Raw genomic sequence first — 25,538 nt, 5'->3', positions numbered from 1 at the left:
CCGCTCTAAGCTGGGCGAACGCCGCCGGCGCCATGAACGGCGTCGTACAAAGTGCGCCGCGCGACACCCGCGGCCCGCGCGACGTCCACGATGGCCTGCTTGCGCGGCACCCCCGCCTCCTGCATGCGGGCCACCTCGGCCACCAGTTCCCCGATGTCGGCGGTCACGTCGCCCGGGTCGTGCCCGGCGACCACCAGAGTGATCTCGCCGCGCACCTCACCGGCCGCCCACCCGGCCAGCTCGGCCAGGGGGCCGCGCCGCACCTCCTCGTAGGTCTTGGTGAGCTCGCGGCACACGGCGGCCCGCCGGTCGGGGCCGAACGCCTCCGCCATCGCCTCCAGGGTGGCGGCCAGCCGGTGCGGGGCCTCGAAGAACACCATGGTGCGCCGCTCGTCGGCCAGCCCGGCGAGGCGCCGTGCCCGCTCGCCGGCCTTGCGCGGCGGGAACCCCTCGAAGCAGAACCGGTCGGACGGCAGCCCGGAGACCGCCAGCGCGGTGGTGACGGCGGACGGCCCCGGCAGCGCGGTCACCTCGATGCCGGCGTCCACCGCGAGCCGCGTGAGGCGGTACCCGGGGTCGGACACGCCCGGCATGCCCGCATCGGTGATCACCAGCACGGTCTCGCCGTCACGCAGCGCGCCGAGCAGCTCCTCGGCCCGCACGGCCTCGTTGGCGTCGTAGTAGGAGACCACGCGACCGCCGACCGTGACACCGAGGTCGGCCGCCAGCCTGCGCAGCCTGCGGGTGTCCTCGGCGGCCACGACGTCCGCCCCGGCGAGCGCGTCGCGCAGCCGCGCGGACGCGTCGTCCGCCCTGCCGATGGGGGCGCCCGCCAGCACCAGCCTGCCCTTGCCGTTCACCCGTCCATCTTCTCCCATGGTGTCCGAGGTCATCCCTGGGCCACTTTCCGCCAGGACTCCCCCAATTGGGGCCGTTAGAGGTGTTTCTTAGGTTGGCCGTAGAGACCGCCCCGTACGATGTCCGGGTGGCCGTGACGGACTACCCTAACCAGGACTTCGAGCAGCCGGAGTCGCAGAACGACCCGGCGGAGCCGGGCTCGGTGCGCGACCGGCTGGTCCCGCCGTTCCGCGGCAGCCCCCTGTGGGCGTGGGTCGGGCCGCTGCTGGTGGCGGCGTTCGGCGCGGTGCTGCGCTTCAAGGACCTCGGAAACCCCCGCGCGGTCGTGTTCGACGAGACCTACTACGCCAAGGACTCGTTGTCCCTGGTGCGGTGGGGCGTGGAGCGGGTGGCGCTCAAGGACGCCGACAAGATGCTGCTCGGCGGCAACCCGAACATCTGGCAGCAGTGCGCGCCCAACGAGCTCGACAAGTGCGCCTCCTACGTCGTGCACCCGCCGCTCGGCAAGTGGATGATCGGCGCCGGCGAGTGGATCTTCGGCGCCAACCCCTTCGGCTGGCGTTTCGCCGCCGCCGTGGTGAGCGTGGTGTCGATCCTGATCATCGCGCGGGTGGCGCGCCGCATGACCCGCTCGACGATCCTCGGCTGCATGGCCGGGCTGCTGCTCGCCGTGGACGGGCTGGCCTTCGTGCTCGGCCGCACCGCGCTGCTCGACGGCTTCCTGATGATGTGGGTGCTCGCCGGGTTCGCCTGCCTGGTGGCCGATCGCGACCAGGCACGGCTGCGGCTCGCGGAGTGGTACGAGAGCTCCCCGCTGAACGACACCGGGCCGAGGCTCGGCGCGCGGTGGTGGCGCGTCGCCGGCGGCCTGTGCCTCGGCGCCGCCTGCGCCACCAAGTGGAGCGGCGTGTTCTTCCTCATCGCGTTCGCCGTGATGAGCGTCATGTGGGACGCCGGGGCCCGCCGCGCCGTCGGCCTGCGGCGGCCGTACCGCGGCGCGCTCGGCCTCGACGTCCCCCAGGTCGTCCTCGCCATGGGCGTGGTGCCCGCGGCGGCCTACCTGGTGACGTGGACCGGCTGGTTCGCCACCGCCTACGGGTACGGCCGCAACTGGGCGCAGGCCACCTCGAGCGGACCCGCCTACTTCGTGTTCAACTCCCTGCGCTCCTGGTGGGACTACCAGTGGATGGTCCTGAGCTTCCACACCGGCCTGGACTCGACCCACCCCTACCAGTCGAAGCCCTGGGAGTGGCCGCTGCTGCTGCGGCCCGTGGCGTTCTTCTACGAGAGCCCGTCAGGCTGCGGCACGGACAAGTGCTCCCAGGCCGTGCTCGGCGTCGGCACCCCGGTCATCTGGTACGGCGCCGTCGCCGCCCTGGTGGGCTTGATCGCCTGGTACGTCTCCACCCGCGACTGGCGCGCCGGTGCCGTGCTGCTGGCCTACGCGGTGGGGTGGCTTCCGTGGTTCTATTACGCCATCGCCGACAACCGCACGATGTTCCTGTTCTACACCGCCCCCATGATCCCGTTCATGATCCTGGCGCTCACGCTGATCGCCGGGCTCGTCATCGGCCCGGTGAACGCGCCGCCGGTGCGCCGGGCCGCCGGCGCCGCCGTGGCCGGGGCCTTCGTCCTGGTGGCGCTGGTGAACTTCTGGTGGCTGTACCCCGTACTGGCCGCCGAGATAATTCCCTACGACGATTGGCACCGCAGGATGCTGCTCGACCGCTGGATATGACGTCCTGCTCCGTACCCGACAGCTCTTTTGGAATACCGTTCTTCACAGGTGGGTGACGTGGGAATCGTCCGTGGCGGAAGCCGTCGTCAGGGCCCTGGCCTATACGGCAGACTGCGAAACATGCCCGCACCCGACGTCGCCGCGCTCCTGACGGAGCTCGAACGCGTCGCCCCCGCCGCCGCCGACCGCGCGCGGGTGGCCGTCGAATGGCTCACCGGCGGTGAGCCCCTGGAGACCGTCACACAACTCGACGTGTGCGAGTTCCTCTGGTACACCCTGCCCGTCAAGGTGAAGGACGACCACACCGCGGTCGCCGCCGCGCTCGGGCGTTTGCTGCGCCTCGGCGGGCTCGACCGCTACGCCGCGATCTGCGGCTCGGCGTCCACCTCGCGCATCCTGCGGACCTACGAGACGGAGGGCGAGGAGGCGGGCGCGGCGGCGTACCAGCGGGCGCTGACCGCCACGGGGGTGCTGCCGCCCGACGTGCCGGAGCTGCGCTGGAGCTCGATCATGGGCCCCGAGGAGCTCGGCGCCCACATCGCCTGCTCGGCGGCGCTGGAGCTCGCCGTGGTGGCGGGCGACCTGCGTCCCGCCACGAGCGCCTGGAAGGTCCGCGCCGAGGCGCTCACCCGCCGCTGGCTCACCGCGCCGCGCGCCGAGCTCGGCGGGGACAACTGGGTGGACCGCGTGCACGGCGAGCGCCTCAACCGGTGGGTGCTCGGCCGGGGCGCGGCCCGCAGGGAGCTGGCCCAGCCCTTCGAGGTGCGGCTGCACGCGCCCATCCCGGCGCCGGAGGGGGCCCACTTCGCCGCGCTGCGCCTGCTGCTCGAGGCCGCGGCGCTGCCCGGCGGTCTCGCGCTCACGCCGGGCCACGGCGTCGCCGGGCCGTTCGCCGCCGAGGCGGCCGAGCGGTTCGGCTGGACGGACACCGAGGGCGGCTCGCTCGCCACGCTGCACCGCATCGCCGAACGTGAGATGCGCGCGGTGCGCCGCACCGGCGGGGCGCTCACCATCACCACGGCCGGGCGGCGGCTGCTTGACGACCCCGCGGCGATGTGGCAGGCGGCGGCGTCCGCGCTGCTCGCGCCCGCCGGCGGGGAGCGCGAACTGGAGACGTCGGTGCGCGAGGCCGGCCTGATGCTGCTCACCGGCGGTGAGCCGCTGACCTGCACGGCGCTGGCCGAGCGGGTGGCCGAGGTCGTGAGCGGCGAGGGCTGGCGCACCGCCACCGCCGCCGACGTCACCGGCGCGGTGACCGACCTGTGCCACCGGCTGGACGCCCTGCACCTGTGCACCTCATCGGCGCACGCGGGCCACCCCGACCAGCCCCACGTGGCCGGGCTCACCCCGGTCGGCCGTGCCGCCGCCCTCACCGCCCTCCGCGGCCAGGCCCTGCGGCCCCGCACGTACGTCGCCTCGAACTGACCGCACCCGGGGCCGGCCGGCGCCGTCCCCCGCGGCCCGGCCGGACGGGCCCGGTGACCCGCCCGCCGGGTGTACGGCCCGCACCGGGCCGGCGCCCGGTGCGCGGACCGGCTAGATGCGGGCGGTGGTCCGGCCGCCGAGGCGGCGGGCCGTGCGCTCGTCCACGCCGCCCATCTCCTCGTAGCCCGGCCCGCCCATGCCGGACATGATCATTTCCTGCCGGTTCTCCTCCATGCGCAGCGCGACGCCCAGCGCGAAGAAGGTCGGCGCCCACTCCCCGACGAACAGGCCCCAGCGGTCGGCCCGCGCCAGGTCCCTCTCGACCTCCTTGGACAGGAGCCAGGACAGGAACGACGCCCCCACCGACATCATCCCCGCCGTGTACATCATCCCGGAGCGGATCCCCATCTTGTGAAGAGTCCTGATCATCCGGCCCCCCTGTGTGGTGACGTGCTTGACGCCTGACTCCTTCCCTTTTGTCCAGACTCACCACCGTAAGAGGGCGAATACTCACACTCAGCAGGAATGGAGATGACCGTCGGCTACTTCTCCGCACTGGCGAGCCGCAGCGGGTCGGAGGGCGCCTCGGCCTTGGCCTTCTCCATCTGCTCCCCGAGCTCCTGCAGCCGCTTGCGCCCCATCGCCTCACGCACCTGCGGGAACCACTCCTGCTCCTCCTCCTCGACGTGGTGCCGCACGTTCTCCATCAGCACGGTCATCTTGGCGTCGTACCGCTCGTCCTGCGGGTCCAGGCCCTTGAGCTCCGACAACATCCAGACGACCACGTGGTGCTCCTCGACGCTCTCCAGCACGTGGCTCTCGGTGTCCGGCACGCTCTCGCGGGCGGCGGGGTAGAAGATCTGCTCCTCGATGTAGGCGTGTGTGGTGAGCTCCTCGATGACCTTCTCCACGATGCGCCGCTTCTCCGCGTACGCCTTCTCCCCGGCCTTCTCGAACTCCTTGAACAGCTTCTCGACGGTCTTGTGGTCGTCCTTGAGCAGAACTATGGCGTCCATCGTGTTCCTCCCTGTGTGATGCCGGACCGGCTACCTTCCCCGTGATTCGCGGGTATCACCACCGGCCCCCGAGGGGAGTGACCACGCCCTCCAGGGGTAGCTCGCGCGGCGAGGCCGGCACGCGCGGGAGGGACTCATGAGCGAACGTCCACCACGAGACGACGAGGCGCCCGACCGGCCGGGGCAACTGTCGCGGCGGTCGTGGTGGGGAGTCCTGAAGCGCACCGTCAAGGAGTTCCAGGAGGACAAGCTCACCGACTGGGCGGCCGCGCTCACCTACTACTCGGTGCTGTCGATCTTCCCGGCGCTGCTGGCCGTGGTGTCCCTGCTCGGGCTGTTCGGCCAGTCGGCCACCAAGCCGCTCACCGACAACCTGAGCGCGCTCGCGCCGGGCGCCGCGCGGGAGATCATCGACACGGTGCTCACCGCGCTGCAGAGCAGCAGGCAGGCCGCGGGGATCGCGACCGCCCTCGGCATCGGGGTCGCGCTGTGGTCGGCGTCGGGGTACGTCGCGGCGTTCATGCGGGCCTCCAACGTCATGTACGAGATGCCGGAGGGACGGCCCATCTGGAAGACCCTCCCCCTGCGCCTGGCCATCACCGCGATGCTGGTGATCCTCATGGCCGCGGGCGCCGTCGCCGTGGTGTTCACCGGCGGGCTCGCCGACCAGGCAGGACGGCTGCTCGGTATCGGCCAGACGGCGCTGACCGTCTGGGGGATCGCCAAGTGGCCCGTCCTGGTGATCGTGGTCACGCTGGTGCTGGCGCTGCTCTACTGGGCCGCACCCAACGTCAGCCACCCCGGCTTCCGCTGGGTGACCCCGGGCAGCATCCTGGCCGTCGTCACCTGGATCGTCGCCTCGGCGGCGTTCGGCTTCTACGTCGCCAACTTCGGCTCCTACAGCAAGACCTACGCCGCCATGGCCGGGGTCATCGTCTTCCTCGTCTGGCTGTGGATCACCAACATCGCGGTCCTGCTCGGCGTGGAGTTCGACGCCGAGCTCGCCCGCGGCCGGGCGATCGAGGCCGGCCGGCCCGCGGGCGAGGAGCCGTACGTGGAGCCGCGCGACACCACGAAGATGGACCGGCCCCGGACATGACTGTGCGCGCCCCGGGGTTCCCGGGACGCGCACAGGGAGGTCAGGTCAGTTGACGCGGCAGGTGTAGCCGCTCGCGACCGAACTGTCACTGCCACCGCGGGCGACCTGGAAGCCGAACGTCGTGGTGCCGTTCGGTGCCAGATTGCCGTTGTACGCGGCGTTCCTCGCGCTCATGGAGCCACCGCTGCCGGAGATGCTGGCGTTCCACGAGCCGGTGAGGGTATGGCCGGACGGGAAGGAGAAGGTCACCGTCCATCCACTGATGGCCGCGTTACCGGTGTTGCGTACCGTGACCGGCTGGATGACGTATCCACCCGCCCACTGGGTCTGTGTCGTCGCCGTGACACTGCATCCACCGGGGGGCGGCGTCACCGTGGGCGTCACCGTGGGCGTCACGGTAGGCGTGACCGTGGGTGTCACGGTAGGCGTCACCGTGGGCGACTGAGTCGGCGACGCGTTGTTGAGGGCGTTGAGCACCGCGTCGTAGGCAGGCTTCTTGTTGCCGCCGCTGAACAGCAGCGGGGTGTCGCCCGAACGCCAGGAGTCCTGGTCACGGACGCCCCAGACGGTGATGCCGGTGCAGCGGGGCACCGCCAGGCAGTCGTTGGTGATGGCGGCGTAGGTCTGCGCCGAGGCACCCTGCACGTCCAGCTCGGTGATCTGCACGTCCACCCCGAGGGCGGCGAAGCTGGAGATCGTGGTGCGGAAGTTGCTGTTGTAGGGGCTGCCGCTGTTGAAGTGCGCCTGCAGGCCCACGCAGTCGATCGGCACACCGCGCTGCTTGAAGTCGCGGACCATGTTGTAGACGCCCTGCGTCTTGGCCCACGTCCAGTTGTCGATGTTGTAGTCGTTGTAGCAGAGCTTGGCGGCCGGGTCGGCGGCGCGGGCCGTACGGAACGCGACCTCGATCCAGTCGTTGCCGGTGCGCTGCAGGTTGGAGTCGCGGCGCCCGCCGTTGCCGTCGTCGAAGGCCTCGTTGACCACGTCCCAGGCGTAGATCTTGCCCCGGTAGTGGGCCATCACGCCGTTGATGTGGTCGATCATCGCCTGGCGCAGGCTGCTGCCGCTGAGCGACTGCATCCATGGGGGCTGCTGCGAGTGCCAGGCCAGGGTGTGCCCGCGCACGCGCTTGCCGTTCTGCACGGCCCAGTTGTAGACCCGGTCGGCGTTGGTGAAGCTGAACTGCCCCCGGTTGGGCTCGGTGGCGTCGATCTTCATCTCGTTCTCGGCCGTCACCATGTTGAACTCGCGGTTCGCGATGGTGGTGTACTGCGAGTCGCCGAGCTTGCTCGCGCTGATGGCCGTACCGAAGTACCGGCCGCTGATCGCGGCCGCCTCACCGAGGGTGCTTGCGGCGGCGGCCGGGGCGGTCGTGGCCGCCACGGCCAGGCCGGCGGCCAGGACGCCGACCGTACCGATGACGAGCGCGCTGCGGACGCCGAGCGTGAGCCGGCGACCTCCAGCACGCGGGGTGGCGTTGTCGATCATGCCTGTTCCTCCACTGGAACACAGTGATCGGGGGGACGTCGGGGGCACGCGACCGCCGCGACGCCCCGAAAACGTGGAGACGTCGCCGGACACGTCGCCGGCCACCCGGGGCGAGGCATGAGAACCGCCGCCCAGGGACAAAGTCTGTGTAGGCCCACAGAAAAGTGTCAACATTGGGCTGAAACGTTTCGGACGGCGGAGTCCTTCTCCACGTTGTCTTACTGGGACAACCGCCAACAACGCCATCGAAAGTTTCATGTCTGCGCCTGTTTCAGCTCGTTTCACCGAGCAGGCACCGCACCGCCGTGTTCCCCGTGGTGAGCCCCGTGCCGCCGTGCAGGCACAGGACCAAGCATTGTGCCCCTCGTACCCGCTGGTTACGTTCAGCCGGTCGCCCCAGTAGTCGTTGTGCCTTCTCCTGTCGATCTCTCCCGTGCCCCCGTCGAACCACCACGGCCCGACCGCCGTGGGAAGGAGAACCGTGCGACCCTTCCGTGTGACCGCAGTGCTCGCCGCGCTCCTCAGCGCCACAGTGCTGTCCGGCACCGCCCACGCCGCCCATCCCTCCACCGGCGTCCTGTCCACGACCCACACCGCCGGCCGCGTCCAGGACGGCGGCCACTCCGTCCGGTACAGCTGGCCCGGCGTCTACTTCGAAGGCCGCTTCCGCGGCACCGGCGTCGGGATCGTCCTCAACGACGCCGACGCCGACTACGACGTCCAGATCGACGGCGCGACCGTCACCACGCTGGTGACGCCCGGCCGGACCACGTACTGGGTCCGCGGCCTGGCCAAGGGCGTGCACAGCGTGCGGCTCGTCAAACGCAGCGAGAGCCCCTGGGCCACCAGCGCGTTCGGCGGCTTCGTGGCCGTCCCCGGCGGGGCGATCCTTCCAGGACCGCCCCCGCGCCACCGGCAGATCGAGTTCATCGGCGACTCCTACACCGCGGGCTACGGCAACGTCTCCGACACCCGCGACTGCACCACCGACCAGGTCAACCGCACCACCAACGCCGACCTCGGCTTCGCCGCCCTCACCGCGCGCCGCCTTTCCGCCGACTACCAGATCAACGCCTTCTCCGGCCGCGGCATGGTGCGCAACTACAACGGCATCGAGCCCGGGACCGACTTCCGCACCTACTACGACCGGGCCCTGCTGAACGTCGAAGGCGACATCTGGCGCAACCCCGGCACGTGGCGTCCCCAACTGGTCGTCGTCGGCCTAGGCATCAACGACTTCTCCACCGCCATCAACCCCGGCGAGCCGTGGACCCCCGAGAGCCTGGTGGCCGCCTACCGCACCGCCTACCACGGCTTCCTCGACAAACTCCGCGCCCGCTACGGCCCCCGCACCGTCATCGTGGTCACCGCCACCCACGTGTCCGGCACCACCGCACTCGCCGACGCCGCGCAGCAGATCGTCCGGGAACGCCACGACCGCGTCCGTTACTGGTACTACGCCGAGACCGGCCTGGACTACCAGGGCTGCCACTGGCACCCGTCGCTCCACGACCACCAGATCATCGCCGACCGGCTCGGCGAGTTCATCACCACCCTGCGTCTGCGCTGGTAGGCGGGCGTCACTCCAGCACCCTGCCGAGGGCCATCGGGCGATCGGCCACCGGGTGGAAAGCGGACTCGTTCGCGCCCCACCAGTAACCGGTCGGCCGGTTGTCCACGGTCTGGACGAAGATCCATCCGCGGCCCGCGCCGTTGTACTCCTCGTCGTCGCCGACCCCGCCGAAGTCGGGGACCGACCGGGTGTCGGGGTAGGCCAGGTACGGCGAGCCCGGGCCGGCGCTCTCCGCCGCGCCGTGCGGGTTGCTCGTGCTGTCGATCACCCGCACGGCCCACTCGGTGGTGGCGGGATTCCCGTCGCGGTCGTGGAGATGCTTCTCCTGCACGATCATGACGTGCCCGGTGGCCTCACCGGTGCCGCCGCCACCGTTGCCGTACTTGACGGCGATGATGTCCCCGTGCCGCAGGATGCTGAAGCTCCCGATGCGCGCGAAGTGGTCGGCGGCCGACGCGGTCCTGATGGTGTCGTAATGGTCCGCGGCGTACGGGCTGGTGCTGTCTAGCGTTGCTTGAGGCGGAGTGCTTCTTTGCGGGCCTCGGCATGGATGGTCCGCTCGCGCTCCAGCCACGGCGGGTTCTCCGCCTTCAGCTCATCGATCTCCGCGGTGGTGAGCGGCCCGGTGATCCCGCCTCGGATCAGGCCCGAAGTGGAGACCCTGAGCTTCGCGGCGATGACCTGCTTGGGATGTGGGCCGTTGCGGCGCAGGTCGGCCAGCCAGGCGGGGGGCGTCGACTGCATCTCGTTCAGCTCGTCCCTGGAGACGACACCCGCCTGGAACTCGGCGGGAGTGGCCGAGAGGAGGACACCCAGCTTCTTGGCCGCGGTCGCGGGCTTCATCGTCTGGACGGTCTTCGGTTTGGGCGAGGGCATGGCGCCAAGAGTAGTCAGTCGGAACGGTTCCCCTGACATCGCTACGCTGAGGAAGTGACTGAGCGAGAGACCGGCGAAGTGTTCCGACTGGCGTACCCGCCCGGGGTGACCCCCGCGAAATGGGTCAACATCTGGACGGAGCGGATGCCCGGCGTGCCGATCACCCTGGTCACGGTTCCCGCCGCCGAGGTGGTGGAGCTCCTGCGAAACGGCGGCGCCGACGCGGGATTCGCCAGACTTCCGTTCGACCGGGACGGGCTCAGCGTGATTCCTCTTTACGTGGAGAACACCGTGGTCGTGGTCCCCAAGGATCACGCGGTGACCGCCGCCGACGAGGTGACCATCGCCGACCTCGCCGACCAAGAGCTGCTCCATCCCCTGGACGACACCCTCGAGTGGACGGCCCGGCCCGGCCTACCCGCGTTCACCCGACCGGCAACAACCGCTGAAGCCATCGAACTGGTAGCAGCCGGTACCGGCCTCCTCCTGGTCCCCCAGTCACTGGCACGCCTCCACCACCGCAGAGACCTCACCTACCGCCCGGTACCCGACGCCCCCCAATCCCAGGTCACACTGACCTGGCCCACCGACGCCACCACTGACCTGGTGGAAGATTTCATCGGCATCGTCCGCGGACGAACGGCGAACAGCTCACGGGGCCGCGCCCCCGCCCCCTCGCCGAAGAAACAGACACAGCGACAGACAACAAAACCCCCACAGGGCTCCAGCCGCCGCCCCGTACCCGCCAACCGCAAACGCAAGGGCAACCGACCTCGGTGACCCGCAGCCCCGGAAACACCGAGTTCAGTTCGTCACCCAAGGAGCTCCTGCGGGCTCACATAATCGACCGCCGGCCGCAACCGCCGGCGAACCCGCTCTATTCGAACCCTGCCTTCCTCCGGATCCTCGATACCCAGATCCACACGCCTGGCGATCTTGTACTGAAGGATCTCCCCCAACGGCGCGTCACGGTACTTCTGCCACGACTTCGGACGCTTCCTCAGGAGGCGCTCCTCCACCGCCGACTCGGCGAAGTCGTCCACCGCGCCTTTGGCAGCTTCAAGAACCTGGGCCGCATGATGCCGGTTGGCGCGATGCGGCGCCTTCTTGTTCCGGCGGATGTTCTTCCGAGAGCTCTTGTCGTTCTCGCCGTAATCATTGCGGCGATCCTTGGCATAGCTCAGTAGCTTCTTCTCCTGGGGCGTCCTACGCTTCATGACCGCTCTCAGAAAGGTGTGCTTGTCGTCATAAGCACAGTACCGAGCGGGGATGATGCCGGGCGAGGCAAATAACCCACACGACCATCGGCCCCCGATAACAGGCGAGCCGACCGGCGTCACCGGTAAGGGTGGTCGATTGCCAGGTCCGCGAGCCGTGGACTGACTTCAGGAAACGAGCCGTCGCCGAACAGGACCCGCGCCGCCAAGGCACGACCCGCGCGACCGCGTAGCACGGTCACCGCCGCCTCCGCCGCAGCGGGGGATCGGATGCCGGCGAACACGCGGCGCAACAACAGCCGGCCTCGGAACCGGGTCCGCAACGCGTCCCCGTCATACCGGCTCAGCACACGCTCGTCGCCGGTACGCAGGTACCCGGCGATGACCGCCGCGGCCAGTTCCGACATGCGTAGACAGGGATCCAACCCACCGGCCGTCAGCGGCGACACCGCCCCCGCCGCATCTCCGACGAGCAGTCCGGCGGGGCACGCCAACCGTCGCAGCACACCACCGACCGGAATAGGACCACCTCGGCGCTCGACCGGCCCGGCCGGCGGTGTCCTGCCGGGCGCATCCGCGGCGAAGGCGTCCAGCAGGTGTCGGATGCCGGTGCGCATCGCGTTCGGATATCCCGCGACGCCGACATGCGCGTTCCGGCCGTCGTCGATGACCCATCCCAGGTATCCCGGAGCGATCCGGGGGTCCAGCACGCAGTGGAACGCCGGGGTGGTCGTGACCGGCGCGATCGGATGGACGATCTCGGCACCGACGAGGAAACGCCGGTTGACATCAAGGCCGAGATCGCGGGCCACCCGGGAGCGGGCGCCGTCCGCGCCGACGATGAACCGGGCCCTCACCGGTTCCGCACCCGCGAACCGCACAGAGCCCATCGACGCGCCGACATACCGTACGCCCAAGAGAACCCGTGCCCCCGCTGACTCCGCCGCGCGGTGCGCGTGCTCGTAGACGGCCGCCATGTCGGCCACGCGGAACTCGTCCCGGTCGCTGGTGAGCCTGATCGGTGCCCGCCGTGACGGCGGATACAGCAGCACGTCCCGGACACCTGGCCCGAGCAGGTGATCCGGCACGTCGAAGTCATCGAGGGTGCGGCGTACGAAGATCCCCGTCGTGCGGATGCCCGTCGACAGCGACCTGCGTCGGTCGACCACCATCACGTTCAGTTCCCGTCGCGCGAGCAGGCGAGCCGTGCGCAGGCCTGCCAGGCCCGCGCCCACGACCAGTACATCCACTGTCTGCATACCATGCGACGGTAGGGGCGACGCCTCATCCGTACGACGGTTTGCACACTACCTGCCTCATACCTCCACACCGTCGCGACAAGCGCGCCTACATCTTCCACGGCACCGTCATCGTCGCCTCGATCCCGCTCTGGCTCCGCTCGCGGTCCACGACTGCCTAGTCGTCCGAGCCGGTAGCCGACAGCGGTACCTCGACGACGAAGAACAGGAAGGTGGGTTTGCTCGAAAGGACATGGAAGTCGTCGGGGAACAGCTCACGGGCGGCCGGGTCGGGCTGTGGCTCGCTGATGACGGCGAGGCGGAAACCGGCGGTGGTGAAGGCATCGGTCATCGCGTGCAATGGCTTGCGCCAGAGCCTCATCGGGGTGGACTGCCCGTTAAGCCTCCAATCGAAGGTATAGCTGGTGGTCGCAAAGTAGTCGGGCCGAGGATCCTGGAACGTGTAGGCCACGAACGGGTGGTCCACCGACGCGATCAGCCGGCCGCCGGGCCTGAGCACTCGCCGCAACTCGGCCAGCGCCGGTCCCCAGTCCTTCAGGTAGTGCAGTACCAGCGACGCGACCACGTCGTCGAACGCATCGTCGGCGAACGGCAGGGGGTCGCTCAGATCGACCACGTGCAGGTCCGCGTCGTCACCCAGCCGCCGTCTTGCCAAGGCCAGCATCGCGGCGCTGGAGTCGATGCCGGTGACGACCGCCCCGCGGTCGCGTAGTGCAGCGGACAGGGGGCCCGAGCCGCAACCGGCGTCCAGGATCCGACGGCCGGCCACGTCTCCGGCGAGAGCCACCATCGCGGGCCGCTCGTAGTACGCGTTCACGAGGTTGTTCTCGTTCTCCGCCGAGTACGCCTCGGCGAAACCGTCGTAGTCATTCACCTGGTCCCGGTCTGCGGACCGGGCGAAGCTCTCGGGCACGTCGGTTACGCGTTCCATCGTCGCAGGCTAGTGGTCACATGATCCGCCGGACAGGCCCTTAGTCACTCAGTTGGTCACCCAGAAGATCAAAAAGGCCGTTTCCGATCAGCGGAAACGGCCTTTGACCTGGGTGGAGCTGAGGGGATTCGAACCCCTGACCCCTTCGATGCGAACGAAGTGCGCTACCGGACTGCGCTACAGCCCCTAGGACCCGACCAGGTTAGCAAACTTTGGGACTCGTCCGCGCCACCGGAGGGGGGTGATCAATCTCCTGCGGCGCGGCGGTGGTCGGAGTACTGGTCGAAGAGCTTGATGCGGGCGCGGAACTCCAGGACGTCGGCCTCGGCCTGCTGGGCGGCCAGTTCCTCGGCGTCGTGGAGTTCGCGGGCGCGGCGTTCGCGTTCGGCGCGGGCGTGGGCGGCGGCGCGGCGTTCGCGGTCGGCGATCACGGAGATACGGAGCATCCAGAGGTAGCCGGCGAGGACGAGCACGGTGGGGCTGACGGCCCACCAGGGGAGCAAACCCGCGGCGGCGGCGGTGAGCATGCTCACGTGGACGAGAACGCTCCACAGGAGGCCCTGGCGGCGGCGGGCCATGATGCGGGCGCGGCGGCGGGACTCGGGCGAGCGGGTCTCGTCCCGGTGGGTGGTGTCGTCCTGCTGGGCGGCGGCGTCCTGGTGAGCGGCGGCGTCCTGGTGAGCGGCGGCGTCATCCCGGAGGGCGGCGGCGCCTTGGTGGGCTGTGCCGTAGGCCCGGTGGGCTGGGCCGTCGTTCCGGTGTGTCGTGTCGCCGGCCGGGGCGGTGATGCCGGCACGCGGGACGGCGGCGGCCTCGCCCTGCGGCTCGGGAAGGTTCCCGGCCGCTGCCATGACACCGGTGGTGGTCCCTTGACCTGAGGGGAGGGGGAGGTCCATGGTGTCGTCGTCGGGGTGGACGGTGGCCGGGGTCGGGGTGATGGAGGCGTCGGTCAGGGTGTCGCCGTCCTCGGAGTACGCGTCGGCGGCGTGTTCTACGGCGTGGCGGTCGCGGCGTAGCCACATGGGCACGAGCACGCACAGCCACATCACCACGATGCCCAGGTAGAGGAAGGCACTGCTCATCGGGCCTCCTCGGGGCAGCGTGAACACAGCGTGGGGCTCGGTGCCGCGGCGAATGTGTTCACGTGACGCACCGTAGGACCGGGTGTCACTGGTTGACGAGCATTCGGTGCGGTGTGTCGCGAGATCGTCAACCTGTTTATGGCCAAGCGTCGGTCAAAGCTGGTTATGCCGCGCTACGCCATGCCATCGTGGGGCGCCTTCTGGCTGTTCTGCCGCCACTGGGCCAGCAGCCCGCGCGGGACGTCCTCCAGCGTGAGGGCGTAGCAGATGTGGTCGCGCCAGGCGCCGTCGATGTGCAGGTGGCGGCGGCGTACGCCCTCCTCGCGGAAGCCGAGCTTCTCGACGACGCGGCGGCTCGCGTGGTTCTCCGGGCGGATGTTGGCCTCCAGGCGGTGGAGGCCGACGGTGAAGAAGCAGTGGTCCACGGCCATGGCGAGCGCGGTCGGGATGATGCCGCGCCCGGCGAGGGCGCCGCTGACCCAGTAGCCGACCTGGGCAGAGCGCGCCGAGCCCCACACGATCGCGCCCACGGTGAGCTGCCCGGCGAACGCGCCCCGCCAGGTGACCACCCATGGCAGGGCCAGCCCCTGGCGCGCCTCCCTGCGAAGGGTGCCCACCATGGAGATGTACGGCCCGAGCCCGGTGCGGAACAGCGGCGTCTCGGGGTTGCTGGGCTCCCATGGCCTGAGCCAGTCGGCGTTGCGCAACCGCGTCTCCCGCCACACGCCGACGTCGCGCAATCGGAGCGGCCGGAGCCCCACCGGCCCCTCCACCAGGGTCGCCGGCCAGCCGCGTAGTCGATCCACGGGTCAATCATCCCCTGTCGAACCCTATGTTCGCCATGGCGTACCTTATGTCCTCTGTTGCCGGGGTGACGGCCGGTGCCGGGAGGTGCCGGGCCGATGGCGCAGCGTATCGGGTAACGCCCCCTTCGGGGGAGGCGTAACGGAACAACCGTCATGATCAGTCACCGGCCGGAGCCGGCGCCGGATCAGTGGTCGCCGCCCCGCATCTGGTCGACGGCGTGCCGCAGGATCGGGGCGAGCACGGCCATGCCGTCCCGCACCCCGCCCGAGGAGCCCGGCAGGTTGACGATGAGCGTGCGGCCCGCCTGCCCGGCGATGCCCCGGGACAACACCGATGTGGGCACCTTGTCGCGGTTGGCCTGGCGGACGGCCTCGGCGATACCGGGGACCTCGCGGTCGATCACGCGGCGGGTCATCTCGGGTGTGAGGTCCTGGGGCGTCAGGCCGGTGCCGCCGGTGGTGACGATCACGTCGTACCCTTCGCGGACGCCGGCGCGCAGGGCGTCCTCGACCGGCTCGCCGTCCGGCACCACGTGCGGGCCGTCCACCTCGCAGCCGGCCTCGGCGAGCAGCCCGGCCAGCAGTTGCCCGGATTTATCCGGATATATACCAGCAGCGGCCCGGTTGGACGCCGTCACCACCAGCGCCCTCACGGACGGCTCCAGACGCCGGTCTTGCCACCGGTCTTCTCCTCGACCCGGACGTCGGTGATGACCGCCGCCGGGTCCACCGCCTTGATCATGTCGATCATGGCGAGCGCCGCCACCGTGACGGCGGTCAGCGCCTCCATCTCCACCCCGGTGCGGTCCGCGGTCTTCACCCGCGCGGTGATCCGCACCCCGTCGTCCTCGACCTCGATCTCCACCTTCACGCCGTGCACCGCGATCGGGTGGCACAGCGGGATGAGGTCCGGGGTGCGCTTGGCCCCCTGGATGCCCGCGATGCGCGCCACCCCGATGGCGTCACCCTTCGGCACGTCCCCCGCGCGCAGCACCGCCACCGCCTCGCGCGACAGCAGCACGCGCCCGCTCGCGAGAGCCGTACGTGCGCTGACGTCCTTGCCGGACACGTCCACCATGCGGGCCGCGCCGGACTCGTCCAGATGTGTCAGCTCACTCACAGCGGGATCACCTCCACGGCCGTGCCCGCGGGCACCTCGGTGGTGTCCTCGGGCACGACGATCAGGGCGTCGGCGCCGGCCAGCGCGGCCAGTTGGTGGGAGCCCTGCCCGCGCACCGGCGCGACCTCGTCGCCGTCCAGCACGCCCCGCAGGTAGGAACGCTTGCCCTTGGGCGAGCGCAGCGCCGCGGTCGTCGTGGCGGTCACCGTCCGCGGGAAGCCGGCGGGCAGCCCGCGCATGCGGTCCAGCGCCGGGCGGACGAAAAGCACGAAGGAGACATACGACGACACCGGGTTGCCGGGCAGCGTGAAGATCGGTGTGTTCCGCTCGCCGATCACCCCGAAGCCCTGCGGCATACCCGGCTGCATGGCGACCTTCTCGAACCGGACGGTGCCGAGCGGGGTCAGCGCCTCCTTGACCGGCTCGTACGCGCCCATCGAGATGCCGCCGCTGGTGATCACCGCGTCGGCTTCGCCGAGCAGGCCGGTCAGGGTCTCGAGGAACGCCGCAGGGTCGTCGCCCACGGCGCTCCTGCGGCGCGACTCGCCGCCCGCCTGCCGCACCGCCGCGACCAGGGTGAAGCTGTTGGACTCCCAGATCTGCCCCGGCCCGAGCGGCAGCCCCGGCTCCACCAGCTCGGCGCCGGTGGACAGCACCAGCACCCGGGGGCGGGGGCGGGCCCGCACGGAGCGGCGGCCCACCCCGGCCAGGATGCCGAGCTGGGCGGGGCCGATGAGCGTGCCCGCGGCCAGCACGACGTCCCCGGCGCGGACGTCCTCACCCGAGCGCCGGATCGCGTTGCCGGGCTCGGGGGCCCGGTGGATCGCGACCCTGATCGTGCCGCCGTCGGTCCACTCGACCGGCACGACGGCGTCGGCGCCCTCGGGCAGCGGCGCCCCGGTCATGATGCGGGTGACCGAACCCGGCTCCACCAGGCGCGGCGTGTTCTCGCCTGCCGGGACGTCCGCGGCCACCGGGAGCAGCGCGGGCCGCTCCTCGGTGGCCGCCTCGACGTCCTCGACCCGCACGGCGTAGCCGTCCATGGCGGAGTTGTCGAACGGCGGCAGCGCGACCGGCGAGGTGACGTTCTCGGCCAGCACGGCGCCGAGAGCCTGCTCGAGGTCGAGCTCGGCCGGGTCCAGCGGCCGTACCGTGCGCAGGATCTCGTCCAGGTGCGCGTCCACCGGTTTCATGGGGTCACCTCGCGCTGTCGTCCAGGAACTCGCGCAGCCACGGGATGAAATCGGGCGCCAGGTCGGGCCGCTCCGCGGCGAACTGCACGACCGTGCGCAGGTAGTCGAGCTTGTTGCCGGTGTCGTACCGCCGCCCGCGGAACAGCACCCCGTGCACCGGGCCGCCGCCGTCGTTCTCCCGGCCGGCCAGCTCAAGCAGCGCGTCGGTGAGCTGGATCTCGCCGCCCCGGCCGGGCGGGGTGTTCTCCAGCACCTCGAACACCGCGGGGTCGATGACGTACCGCCCGATGACGGCCCAGTTGGACGGCGCCTCCTCCGCCGGCGGCTTCTCGACCAGGCCGGTCACCCGCACCACGTCGTCCTCGGAGGTGGGGGCGATCTCGGCGCAGCCGTACAGGGAGACCTGCTCGCGCGGCACCTCCATGAGCGCCACCACGCTGCCGCCGTAGGTGTCGCGCACCTCGATCATGCGCTTGAGCAGGTTGTCGCGCGGGTCGATCAGGTCGTCGCCGAGCAGGCAGGCGAACGGGTTGTCGCCGACGTGCTGCTTGGCGCACAGGACGGCGTGGCCGAGGCCCTTCGGCTCGCCCTGCCGTACGTAGTGGAACGTGGCGATCTCAACCGGTTCGAGCACCTGGGACAGGCGTTCCTCGTCGCCCTTGGCGGCGAGCACGTCCTCGAGCTCGTACGCTCTGTCGAAGTGGTCCTCGATGGAGCGCTTGTTGCGGCCGGTCACCATGAGGAGATCGAGCAGCCCTGCGGCGACCGCCTCCTCGACGACATACTGGATGGCCGGTTTGTCGACGATCGGCAGCATCTCTTTGGGGGTCGCCTTGGTCGCGGGCAGGAACCTCGTGCCGAGCCCGGCGGCGGGGATGACGACCTTGGTCACTGGATCGTAGTCAGCCATGTGAAGCACCTTAATGGAGGGCCGAGTGGACAAAGCGGAGCTGCGCCGCAGGATCGTCACCGCACGAGCGGACGTCGCCGATCCGCGCGGCTCCGCGACAGCGATCAGGGAAACGCTACTCGACCAGCCTTGGGTGCAGATGGCCGGGTTGGTCGCGGCGTACTGGTCGACCGGCACCGAGCCCGCGACGCACGGGCTCGTCTTCGCGTTGTGGAAGCACGGCGCCACGGTGATCCTGCCGATCCTGCGGCCCGACAACGACCTGGACTGGGCGGTGTACGACGGCCCCGACTCGCTGGCGCCCGGGCCGCGCAAGCTGATGGAGCCGGTGGACACCCCGCGGGGGGTGGACGCCATCCGCACGGCGGCGCTGGTCATCGTGCCCGCGCTGGCCGTGGACCCGGTCACCGGCATGCGGCTCGGGCGGGGCGGCGGGTCGTACGACCGGGCCCTGGCGCGGGTGGGGCCGAACGTGCCGACCGTGGCGCTGCTCCACGAAGGGGAACTGGTGGACGTTCCGGGCGAGCCGCACGACCAGCCGGTGTCGATGGCGGCGCTTCCCTCCGGGATCGTACGGATTCCCGGGAAACTTTCACATTAGGGGAGAATCGTCAGGTCGTTGAGGCCGCCGCTCGTGTCGAAGTACTCGGTCAGCTTGTCGTCCCTGATCGCCGCGAAGAACTTCTCCCCGGCCCGCTTGTCCAGCCGTACGACGCTCGCCCCCCGCACGGTGACCGAGCCCAGATTGGGGACGGTGGCCGAGTCGACCTTGTCCGGCCGGAGGTCCCGCAGCTCCAGCGCGAGATCACGCAACGTGCTCAGCGTCACGCCGTCGTCCACGCTCACCGCGCGGGTGAGGGCCTCCAGGAAGCCGTTCAGCTTGAGCGGGTCGGTGAGCAGGTCCCGGCTGACGATCTTGCGCCCCATCGCGCCGATGAACGCCTGCTGGCGGCGGATGCGGTCGAAGTCCCCGCCGGGCAGGTTGTAGCGCTGCCGTACGAACATCAGCGCCTTCTCGCCCTCCAGGTGCACGGTGCCCTGCGGCCAGGTGACCTTGTTCGCCGGGTCGTAGACCTTTCTCGCGACATATACGTCCACGCCGCCGATGGCCTTGGTCATCGTGACGAACCCCTGGAAGTCCAGAGCGGCGAAATGGTCGATGCGGACCTTGGTCAGGTTCTCGACCGTGCGGATCAGCAGTCGCGGGCCGCCGAAAGAGTACGCGGCGTTGATCTTGTTGTTTCCGTGCCCGGGGATACGGACATAAGAGTCGCGGGGGATGCCGATGAGGGTGAGCCGAGCCCGGTCCGCGGGGACATGCACGATCATGATGGTGTCGGCCCGCTGATTGCCCGCCTCGCCCGGCCGCTTGTCCGAACCGATGAGCAGCCAGTTCTGCGCCTCGCCCACCGTCTTGGCGGGACGGCCCGCCTCCTCGGGGAACGCTCCAGGTATGCGCTCGATGTTGCCGTTCAGTGTGAACTGACGCTCCATCACCAGCGCGAACCCCGCAGCGGCCAACATCGCCACACCGAGCGCGGTCACGATGAGTAACCGGCGCAGCAGGCGGGGACGCTTCTTGGGCTCCGCCCGGACGATCTTCTCTTCGTCGGCGTCCACCGTACTTTCCGCGACCGGGGAAGTCTCGTCCGTCACCTGATGACCCGTCTTGATGTGTAACGCGAGTGTCGCGTGTGACGGTAGCTGTTCATCGTGGTAGGGGGCTATACGAATACGACAGAATGGCCCGAAAACGCGAGATCGGAGGCCGGTGAATCTGGATACCTGGCTGCTGCTCGCGTCCGCCGTCGTCATCGTCGCCATCGCCTCCGTACGTGTCGCGCACCGCACGGGACTGCCCAGCCTGCTGATCTACCTCGGCCTCGGCCTGCTGCTCGGTGAGGCCGGGCTCGGCATCGAGTTCGAGAACGCCCAGCTCGCCCAGCAGATCGGGCTGATCGCCCTCGCGGTGATCCTGGCCGAAGGTGGCCTCACCACCAACTGGGAGCACGTGCGGCGGGCCGTGCCGACGTCCCTGGTGCTCGCCACCCTCGGCGTCGCGGTCAGCATCTTCGCCCTCGCCGGGGCCGTGCACTGGCTGCTCGCGATGGACTGGCGGTCCGCGCTGCTGCTCGGCGCGGTCCTCGCGTCCACCGACGCCGCCGCGGTGTTCTCCGTGCTGCGCCGCCTGCCCCTGCCGCCGCGGCTCGCCGGGATCCTGGAGGCCGAGTCCGGGTTCAACGACGCCCCCACCGTCATCGTCGTCATGATGCTCAGCACCACCGGCCCCGGCGCGCTGCCCACCGTGGGGCACGTCGTGCTCGACGCCGTGCTGGAACTCGCCATCGGCGCCGCCGTGGGCCTCGTCGTCGGGCCGCTCGGGGCGTACACCCTGCGCCGCGTGGCGCTGCCGGCGTCCGGCCTGTACCCCATCGCGGTGCTCGCGCTCGCCCTCGTCACCTACAGCGGGGCCGCGCTGCTGCACGGCAGCGGGTTCCTCGCGGTGTACATCGCCACACTGGTGCTCGGCAACGCGCGGCTGCCGCACCGCGTGGCCACCCGGGGCTTCGCCGAGGGGGCCGCCTGGCTCGCGCAGATCGGGCTGTTCGTCATGCTCGGCCTGCTCGCCAGCCCGTTCGAGCTGCCGTCCACCGTGGTGCCCGGCATGATCGGCGGCCTGGCGCTGGTGCTGCTCGCCCGGCCGCTGTCGGTGGTGGCGTCGGCGCTGGTGGTCCGGCTGGGGCGGATCGACGTGCTGTCCGCGCGCGAGCAGGTGTTCCTGTCCTGGGCCGGGCTGCGGGGCGCCGTGCCCATCGTGCTCGCCACCATCCCGTGGGCGGCCGGGGTGTCCGGCGCCAAGGGCATCTTCAACGAGGTCTTCGTCATCGTGATCGTCTTCACGATGGTGCAGGGCCCGACGCTGCCGTACGTGGCCCGCGTGCTCGGCATCAGCGCCCCCGGGGAGGCCCGCGAGCTCGACGTCGAAGCGGCCCCGCTGGAGGAGCTCAACGCCGACCTGCTCCAGGTGACCATCCCACCCGGGTCCGGCCTGCACGGCGTGGAGATCTTCGAACTACGGCTTCCCTCCGACGCCGCCGTCACCATGGTCGTCCGCGACAACCACTCGTTCGTCCCCGAACCCACCACCCGCCTGCGCGCCGAGGACCAGTTGCTCATCGTCACCACCGCCCCGCTGCGGCAGACCGTGGAACGCCGCCTGCGCGCCATCAGCCGCCGCGGCAAACTGGCCGGCTGGTTCGGAGAACGCGGCGAATGACGCGGAGCCGCCTTCGGCGCTGCCCCCTGGCCGGACCGGATCGGCTCCCCCTGTCCCCTCTGACCCGTGCACCCGCCCTGACCAGCGCTTCCCCGCCCTGCCCCCACCCCTGAGACCGGGATTACAAATCATCCGGGTGGCGTTTACCCTAGTCGGCTGCGTACCATTAGCAGTCGCAGAGGTAGAGTGCCAAACTACGCTGAGCCATATAAGGAGGAGTGCGTGCCTACCTACCAGTACGCCTGCACCGCATGCGGTGAGGGCCTCGAGGTCGTCCAGCGCTTCACCGACGACCCGCTGACCACCTGCCCCCAGTGCCAGGGCCAGCTCCGCAAGGTCTTCTCCGCCGTAGGCATCGTCTTCAAGGGCTCCGGTTTCTACCGAACCGACAACCGCTCCTCGACCTCTTCCTCCACCACGAGCTCCGGCAACGGCTCGTCCCCCGCGACGACCGACTCCACCCCCAAGAAGGAACCGGCCACCACAGCCTCTTCCTCCTCCACCTCGTCGTCGCCCTCCACCACCACCAGCTCCGCCGCCTGACGCCGGTTGTACGGCCCCCGGCCGTACAACCACCCCACGGTGCACGTCTCCCGTGCAGCCCGGCACCTCGACGAACTCGGGCGCCCCCGCCGGTACCACCCACCCACAAGGCACAGGCACGGCGCCGACGCGGTGGGACGTCGTACGGCGAATCCGGCGCCGCGATACGGCGGGCACCCGGCTGCCCACCCACCTCAGGTAGAGGCAGGACAGGGGCCGAGAGTTATCCACAGGTAGAGCCTCAGCCCTCTTCCCACCTCCCCCAGCGCGCTAATGTCTCGCCCATGGTCATGACAGCGGACATCGGCGTCATCGGCGGCTCAGGGTTCTACTCCCTCCTGGAAGACGCCAAAGAGATCGAGGTAACGACCCCGTACGGCCCACCGAGCGACATCATCACAGTGGGCCAGATCGGCGACCATTCCGTGGCATTCGTCCCCCGCCACGGCCGGGACCACCGCTACCCACCCCACCGCATCCCCTACCGCGCCAACCTCTGGGCCCTCCGCTCCCTGGGCGTCCGCCAAGTGGTGGCCCCGAGCGCCGTGGGCTCCCTCCGCGCCGACTACGGCCCCGGCACCCTGGTGATCCCCGACCAACTCGTCGACCGCACCTCCGGCAGAGAGCAGACCTACTACGAGTCCGGCGGCGCCGTCCACGTCCCCTTCGCCGACCCGTACTGCCCCCGAGGCCGAACCCTCGCCTATGACAAAGCGGTAGCGGAAGGCTGGCCGGCAGTGGACGGCGGCACCCTGGTCATCATCGAGGGCCCCCGCTTCTCCACAAGAGCCGAGTCCAAGTGGTTCAGCTCCAACGGCTGGTCCATCATCGGCATGACCGGCCACCCCGAAGCCGTCCTGGCCCGCGAACTGGCCCTCTGCTACACCCCCCTGGCCCTGGTGACCGACCACGACGCCGGCGTGGAAACCGGCGAAGGCGTGACCCAAGAAGAGGTCCTCTCCTTCTTCGCCGCCAACAGCCAACGCATGCGCACCCTGGTAGGCGCCGTGATCACCGACCTCACCCTGGACCGCACCTGCCCCTGCCCCGACGCCCTGGCAGGCATCCCCCTCCCCATCGCCCTCCCCTGACCAACACCCCTCACCGCCCCACCAGATCAAGCGCCCCCCGCCTACGGGCCCCTGATTGAACCCCCTGACCAGGCGCCGCTGACCAGGCGCCGCTGACCACGGGCCCGACCACGGGCCCTGAAAGCACCCAAGTCACCCCACAAGCCACCCCACCGCCGTCCAGGAGCCAGCGAGATGCGGCCGACATCACCCCCACTCCGGCTGATCACCCGCCATCGCCGGCTCCTGGCCGCCCTCCTGGCCGCCACCGCCCTATGGTGCGTGACCCTGGCCGTCCAGCCACCTCCCACCACCCCCGTCCTCGCCGCCGCCCACGACCTGAGCAGCGGCCCCCTGACCACCACCGACCTCACCGTCGTGAACCTCCCCACCACAGCGGTCCCCGACGGCGCCCTGCTCCCCGGCACCGACATCACAGGCCGCGTCCTCGCCGCCCCCCTCCGCCGCGGCGAGCCACTGACCGACGTCCGCCTCCTCGGCCCCGCCCTCATAGACACCTACGGCCCAGGCATGCGCGCCACCCCCGTACGCATCCACGACGCGACCGCGGCCACCCTCCTCCACCCCGGCGACACCGTGGACGTCATCGGCACCACCAGCCAATGGGACGACACCCCCACCCAGGGACCCCCCACCGTCATCCGCTCACTCAAGGTGATAGCCACCCCGAAGCCGCCCCCCGACCAGCTCACCGAGACCGGCACCCTCATAGTCCTCGCCACCACCTCCGACCAGGCCACCACCCTGGCCCACGCCGCCACGACCTCCCGCCTCTCCGTAACCCTCCACGGCAGGACCCACTGACCCCCTAAAGCAGCGACCCAAGCTTCGGGTCGTACTCCCAGTGCCACGGCTCGAACGGACTGCTGTACGCCCAGTCCGGATGTATCCACCCGAACCTCTTCCCGTTCGCCTCAAGCCAGTTGAACTGCGCCGACCTGAACACATCCACCCCACCACAAAGATCAACCGCCAGCCCGAGCCCGTGGTTGCTCCTCCCCGGCACCGCCGCGAACCCCGGCCGCCGATAGAAGACCGCCTGCTGGTCCCCAAGGCTCCGATAGCTGTCCGTCACGCACATCGGCTTCCCGAACTGCTTCCGATACGCCTCGTTGAGCGCCACGAACGCGATCGCCGCGTCCGCCCGAAGCTCCTGCCCCCGCTGCTGCAACGGGCACAACACGTTCACCGGCAGCAACCCGTTGGGAAAGTCGTCCGCCGCACTCACCTGCGTAGGATCACACGCCGCCCCCGTACGCCCCTTGGAGTTCACCTTCACCCCAAGCTTCACAAGCGTCCGCGTCAGCGTCTTCACCACACTCGCCGACCGCTTCCGCAACGTGTCGATCTCCATGTTGAGCTGCGCCTCGACCAGCAACTTGTTCGCCCGAAGATCCTGCGCCTGCCCCGCCAGCCTCTGCTGCTCCTGATACAACCGCCCCGCGTCGGCCAGCACCTCATCGCGCCCCGACACCAGATAGGTCATATCGCTCAACGCCCGAAGACTGCCCTCGTCCTGCCCCGAGAAGAACGGCGCCAGATCCCCCCCGGACGGCGCCTGATACAGCGACTGCACCAGATCGGCCAACGGCTTCCGCACCTTGGAAAGCTCGACATTGGCCTTCTGCAACTCCGCCAGCTTCCCCTTCAGCTCCTTGTCAGCCTTGAGGAGTGTCGCCTGCCGCTCCTCCAACGCCTTGGTGGCCTCCGCCAGCCCCTTGGACGCCTTCTCAGCCTCCCGCCGAAGCTCAGTCAGATCCCCCGGCACATCCAATACCGTGACCGCCCCAACAGGCCGAACCCCACCTCGCCCCTCCCCAGGCTCCCCCCCGACGGCAACCACCGAAACCACCGTCATCACCAAAGCAACAAGGCCCACCACCCGAGGAGCCGGCACCTTCGCCCCCTCCTTTTGCACCCGATTGACCCGCGCCCGGCACGCACGTTACTACAGCCAGCAAGCCCTCGCCCCCAACTCCAGCCACCCGATATGTACGCCTAACGCCACTTATCCCCCACCCCACCACCCCCAAGAC

At 70.2% G+C, this 25,538-nt stretch carries 27 protein-coding genes and 1 tRNA gene; 10 read left to right on the top strand and 18 right to left on the bottom strand.

Features of this window, described 5'->3' with window-relative positions; translation table 11 throughout:
- Positions 1–5 precede the first annotated feature (5 nt).
- A complete protein-coding gene (rsmI, locus tag ABGB17_RS24005; protein WP_347633229.1) occupies positions 6–893 on the bottom strand; it encodes a 16S rRNA (cytidine(1402)-2'-O)-methyltransferase in 888 nt (295 codons plus the stop codon).
- A gap of 98 nt (positions 894–991) precedes the next feature.
- On the opposite strand from rsmI, the gene ABGB17_RS24000 reads away from it, so the two are divergent.
- Both ABGB17_RS24000 and ABGB17_RS23995 read left to right on the top strand, forming a co-directional pair.
- Positions 992–2,596, top strand: a complete 1,605-nt coding sequence (locus ABGB17_RS24000; RefSeq protein ID WP_347633227.1) for a phospholipid carrier-dependent glycosyltransferase — start codon at positions 992–994, stop codon at positions 2,594–2,596.
- Between the two features lie 120 nt (positions 2,597–2,716).
- On the top strand, positions 2,717–4,021 hold the full coding sequence (locus ABGB17_RS23995) for a hypothetical protein (RefSeq protein WP_347633225.1): 1,305 nt from the start codon (positions 2,717–2,719) through the stop codon (positions 4,019–4,021).
- A 111-nt stretch (positions 4,022–4,132) separates the two neighbouring features.
- On the opposite strand, the gene ABGB17_RS23990 is transcribed toward ABGB17_RS23995, so the two are convergent.
- Together ABGB17_RS23990 and ABGB17_RS23985 are read right to left on the bottom strand one after the other, a co-directional pair.
- Positions 4,133–4,450: a hypothetical protein gene (locus ABGB17_RS23990; protein ID WP_347633223.1), complete on the bottom strand. Its 318-nt coding sequence runs from the start codon at positions 4,448–4,450 to the stop codon at positions 4,133–4,135.
- A gap of 113 nt (positions 4,451–4,563) precedes the next feature.
- Positions 4,564–5,037 (bottom strand): hemerythrin domain-containing protein, encoded by a 474-nt coding sequence (locus ABGB17_RS23985; RefSeq protein ID WP_347633221.1) that lies wholly within the window; start codon positions 5,035–5,037, stop codon positions 4,564–4,566.
- Between the two features lie 136 nt (positions 5,038–5,173).
- On the opposite strand from ABGB17_RS23985, the gene ABGB17_RS23980 reads away from it, so the two are divergent.
- Complete coding sequence (locus ABGB17_RS23980) at positions 5,174–6,136, top strand: YihY/virulence factor BrkB family protein (protein WP_347633219.1); 963 nt, start codon at positions 5,174–5,176, stop codon at positions 6,134–6,136.
- Between the two features lie 45 nt (positions 6,137–6,181).
- Here the strand turns inward: ABGB17_RS23980 and ABGB17_RS23975 are convergent, their stop codons facing one another.
- On the bottom strand, positions 6,182–7,624 hold the full coding sequence (locus tag ABGB17_RS23975; RefSeq protein WP_347633217.1) for an endo-1,4-beta-xylanase: 1,443 nt from the start codon (positions 7,622–7,624) through the stop codon (positions 6,182–6,184).
- Between the two features lie 481 nt (positions 7,625–8,105).
- Between ABGB17_RS23975 and ABGB17_RS23970 the strand changes: the two genes are divergently transcribed.
- On the top strand, positions 8,106–9,197 hold the full coding sequence (locus tag ABGB17_RS23970; RefSeq protein ID WP_347633215.1) for an SGNH/GDSL hydrolase family protein: 1,092 nt from the start codon (positions 8,106–8,108) through the stop codon (positions 9,195–9,197).
- A 7-nt stretch (positions 9,198–9,204) separates the two neighbouring features.
- On the opposite strand, the gene ABGB17_RS23965 is transcribed toward ABGB17_RS23970, so the two are convergent.
- Positions 9,205–9,771, bottom strand: a complete 567-nt coding sequence (locus ABGB17_RS23965; RefSeq protein ID WP_347633213.1) for a hypothetical protein — start codon at positions 9,769–9,771, stop codon at positions 9,205–9,207.
- Positions 9,702–10,073: a DUF5997 family protein gene (locus ABGB17_RS23960; protein WP_347633211.1), complete on the bottom strand. Its 372-nt coding sequence runs from the start codon at positions 10,071–10,073 to the stop codon at positions 9,702–9,704. Before ABGB17_RS23960 ends, ABGB17_RS23965 begins: the two co-directional genes overlap by 70 nt.
- A gap of 54 nt (positions 10,074–10,127) precedes the next feature.
- Between ABGB17_RS23960 and ABGB17_RS23955 the strand changes: the two genes are divergently transcribed.
- Positions 10,128–10,853 carry a LysR family substrate-binding domain-containing protein gene (locus ABGB17_RS23955; protein WP_347633209.1) on the top strand — a complete coding sequence of 242 codons (726 nt, stop codon included), beginning with the start codon at positions 10,128–10,130 and terminating at the stop codon, positions 10,851–10,853.
- A 32-nt stretch (positions 10,854–10,885) separates the two neighbouring features.
- Here ABGB17_RS23955 and ABGB17_RS23950 read toward each other — a convergent pair whose 3' ends face one another.
- From ABGB17_RS23950 to galU, 10 genes are all read right to left on the bottom strand, one after another.
- The gene (locus ABGB17_RS23950; RefSeq protein ID WP_347633207.1) at positions 10,886–11,290 is read right to left on the bottom strand and encodes a hypothetical protein; all 405 of its coding nucleotides are present in this window, start codon (positions 11,288–11,290) and stop codon (positions 10,886–10,888) included.
- Between the two features lie 119 nt (positions 11,291–11,409).
- Positions 11,410–12,549, bottom strand: a complete 1,140-nt coding sequence (locus ABGB17_RS23945; protein WP_347633205.1) for an NAD(P)/FAD-dependent oxidoreductase — start codon at positions 12,547–12,549, stop codon at positions 11,410–11,412.
- A gap of 157 nt (positions 12,550–12,706) precedes the next feature.
- A complete protein-coding gene (locus tag ABGB17_RS23940; protein WP_347633203.1) occupies positions 12,707–13,480 on the bottom strand; it encodes a class I SAM-dependent methyltransferase in 774 nt (257 codons plus the stop codon).
- A 113-nt stretch (positions 13,481–13,593) separates the two neighbouring features.
- Positions 13,594–13,667, bottom strand: a tRNA-Ala gene (locus ABGB17_RS23935).
- Positions 13,668–13,725: 58 nt separating this feature from the next.
- On the bottom strand, positions 13,726–14,562 hold the full coding sequence (locus ABGB17_RS23930) for a hypothetical protein (RefSeq protein ID WP_347633201.1): 837 nt from the start codon (positions 14,560–14,562) through the stop codon (positions 13,726–13,728).
- Between the two features lie 173 nt (positions 14,563–14,735).
- Positions 14,736–15,368 (bottom strand): GNAT family protein, encoded by a 633-nt coding sequence (locus tag ABGB17_RS23925; RefSeq protein WP_347633199.1) that lies wholly within the window; start codon positions 15,366–15,368, stop codon positions 14,736–14,738.
- A gap of 185 nt (positions 15,369–15,553) precedes the next feature.
- Complete coding sequence (locus ABGB17_RS23920; protein ID WP_347633197.1) at positions 15,554–16,021, bottom strand: MogA/MoaB family molybdenum cofactor biosynthesis protein; 468 nt, start codon at positions 16,019–16,021, stop codon at positions 15,554–15,556.
- Entirely contained in the window at positions 16,018–16,488 is a 471-nt protein-coding gene (moaC, locus tag ABGB17_RS23915; RefSeq protein ID WP_347633195.1) for a cyclic pyranopterin monophosphate synthase MoaC, read from the bottom strand. The genes ABGB17_RS23920 and moaC overlap by 4 nt, the downstream gene beginning before the upstream one ends.
- Positions 16,485–17,681: a gephyrin-like molybdotransferase Glp gene (glp, locus tag ABGB17_RS23910; RefSeq protein ID WP_347633193.1), complete on the bottom strand. Its 1,197-nt coding sequence runs from the start codon at positions 17,679–17,681 to the stop codon at positions 16,485–16,487. The genes moaC and glp overlap by 4 nt, the downstream gene beginning before the upstream one ends.
- A 4-nt stretch (positions 17,682–17,685) precedes the next feature.
- On the bottom strand, positions 17,686–18,591 hold the full coding sequence (gene galU / locus ABGB17_RS23905) for a UTP--glucose-1-phosphate uridylyltransferase GalU (RefSeq protein ID WP_347633191.1): 906 nt from the start codon (positions 18,589–18,591) through the stop codon (positions 17,686–17,688).
- Positions 18,592–18,616: 25 nt separating this feature from the next.
- Here galU and ABGB17_RS23900 point away from each other — a divergent pair, with 25 nt between their 5' ends.
- Positions 18,617–19,192, top strand: a complete 576-nt coding sequence (locus ABGB17_RS23900; protein ID WP_347633189.1) for a 5-formyltetrahydrofolate cyclo-ligase — start codon at positions 18,617–18,619, stop codon at positions 19,190–19,192.
- On the opposite strand, the gene ABGB17_RS23895 is transcribed toward ABGB17_RS23900, so the two are convergent.
- Entirely contained in the window at positions 19,189–20,247 is a 1,059-nt protein-coding gene (locus tag ABGB17_RS23895) for an LCP family protein (RefSeq protein ID WP_347633187.1), read from the bottom strand. The genes ABGB17_RS23900 and ABGB17_RS23895 overlap by 4 nt on opposite strands.
- Positions 20,248–20,362: 115 nt before the next feature.
- Here ABGB17_RS23895 and ABGB17_RS23890 point away from each other — a divergent pair, with 115 nt between their 5' ends.
- The 4 genes from ABGB17_RS23890 to cpaB all read left to right on the top strand — a co-directional run bounded on the left by ABGB17_RS23890 (position 20,363) and on the right by cpaB (position 24,306).
- On the top strand, positions 20,363–21,868 hold the full coding sequence (locus tag ABGB17_RS23890) for a potassium/proton antiporter (RefSeq protein ID WP_347633185.1): 1,506 nt from the start codon (positions 20,363–20,365) through the stop codon (positions 21,866–21,868).
- Positions 21,869–22,090: 222 nt separating this feature from the next.
- A complete protein-coding gene (locus ABGB17_RS23885) occupies positions 22,091–22,411 on the top strand; it encodes an FmdB family zinc ribbon protein (RefSeq protein WP_347633184.1) in 321 nt (106 codons plus the stop codon).
- Between the two features lie 284 nt (positions 22,412–22,695).
- Positions 22,696–23,502, top strand: a complete 807-nt coding sequence (locus ABGB17_RS23880; RefSeq protein WP_347633182.1) for an S-methyl-5'-thioadenosine phosphorylase — start codon at positions 22,696–22,698, stop codon at positions 23,500–23,502.
- 174 nt (positions 23,503–23,676) lie between these two features.
- Entirely contained in the window at positions 23,677–24,306 is a 630-nt protein-coding gene (gene cpaB, locus ABGB17_RS23875) for a Flp pilus assembly protein CpaB (protein WP_347633180.1), read from the top strand.
- Positions 24,307–24,310: 4 nt separating this feature from the next.
- On the opposite strand, the gene ABGB17_RS23870 is transcribed toward cpaB, so the two are convergent.
- Positions 24,311–25,270 carry a D-alanyl-D-alanine carboxypeptidase family protein gene (locus tag ABGB17_RS23870; protein WP_347633178.1) on the bottom strand — a complete coding sequence of 320 codons (960 nt, stop codon included), beginning with the start codon at positions 25,268–25,270 and terminating at the stop codon, positions 24,311–24,313.
- Between the last annotated feature and the right edge of the window lie 268 nt (positions 25,271–25,538).

Source organism: Sphaerisporangium sp. B11E5 (assembly GCF_039871875.1).
Classification (GTDB): Bacteria; Actinomycetota; Actinomycetes; order Streptosporangiales; family Streptosporangiaceae; genus Sphaerisporangium.
This window is presented reverse-complemented; position numbering and strand designations above follow the sequence as displayed.

Bases quoted from the DNA above. Each gene is read 5' to 3' on its own strand.
- rsmI (WP_347633229.1), bottom strand. From the start codon at position 893: ATGACCTCGGACACCATGGGAGAAGATGGACGGGTGAACGGCAAGGGC.
- ABGB17_RS23995 (WP_347633225.1), top strand. From the start codon at position 2,717: ATGCCCGCACCCGACGTCGCCGCGCTCCTGACGGAGCTCGAACGCGTC.
- ABGB17_RS23990 (WP_347633223.1), bottom strand. From the start codon at position 4,450: ATGATCAGGACTCTTCACAAGATGGGGATCCGCTCCGGGATGATGTAC.
- ABGB17_RS23985 (WP_347633221.1), bottom strand. From the start codon at position 5,037: ATGGACGCCATAGTTCTGCTCAAGGACGACCACAAGACCGTCGAGAAG.
- ABGB17_RS23980 (WP_347633219.1), top strand. From the start codon at position 5,174: ATGAGCGAACGTCCACCACGAGACGACGAGGCGCCCGACCGGCCGGGG.
- ABGB17_RS23975 (WP_347633217.1), bottom strand. From the start codon at position 7,624: ATGATCGACAACGCCACCCCGCGTGCTGGAGGTCGCCGGCTCACGCTC.
- ABGB17_RS23960 (WP_347633211.1), bottom strand. From the start codon at position 10,073: ATGCCCTCGCCCAAACCGAAGACCGTCCAGACGATGAAGCCCGCGACC.
- ABGB17_RS23950 (WP_347633207.1), bottom strand. From the start codon at position 11,290: ATGAAGCGTAGGACGCCCCAGGAGAAGAAGCTACTGAGCTATGCCAAG.
- ABGB17_RS23945 (WP_347633205.1), bottom strand. From the start codon at position 12,549: ATGCAGACAGTGGATGTACTGGTCGTGGGCGCGGGCCTGGCAGGCCTG.
- ABGB17_RS23940 (WP_347633203.1), bottom strand. From the start codon at position 13,480: ATGGAACGCGTAACCGACGTGCCCGAGAGCTTCGCCCGGTCCGCAGAC.
- ABGB17_RS23930 (WP_347633201.1), bottom strand. From the start codon at position 14,562: ATGAGCAGTGCCTTCCTCTACCTGGGCATCGTGGTGATGTGGCTGTGC.
- glp (WP_347633193.1), bottom strand. From the start codon at position 17,681: ATGAAACCGGTGGACGCGCACCTGGACGAGATCCTGCGCACGGTACGG.
- galU (WP_347633191.1), bottom strand. From the start codon at position 18,591: ATGGCTGACTACGATCCAGTGACCAAGGTCGTCATCCCCGCCGCCGGG.
- ABGB17_RS23880 (WP_347633182.1), top strand. From the start codon at position 22,696: ATGGTCATGACAGCGGACATCGGCGTCATCGGCGGCTCAGGGTTCTAC.
- cpaB (WP_347633180.1), top strand. From the start codon at position 23,677: ATGCGGCCGACATCACCCCCACTCCGGCTGATCACCCGCCATCGCCGG.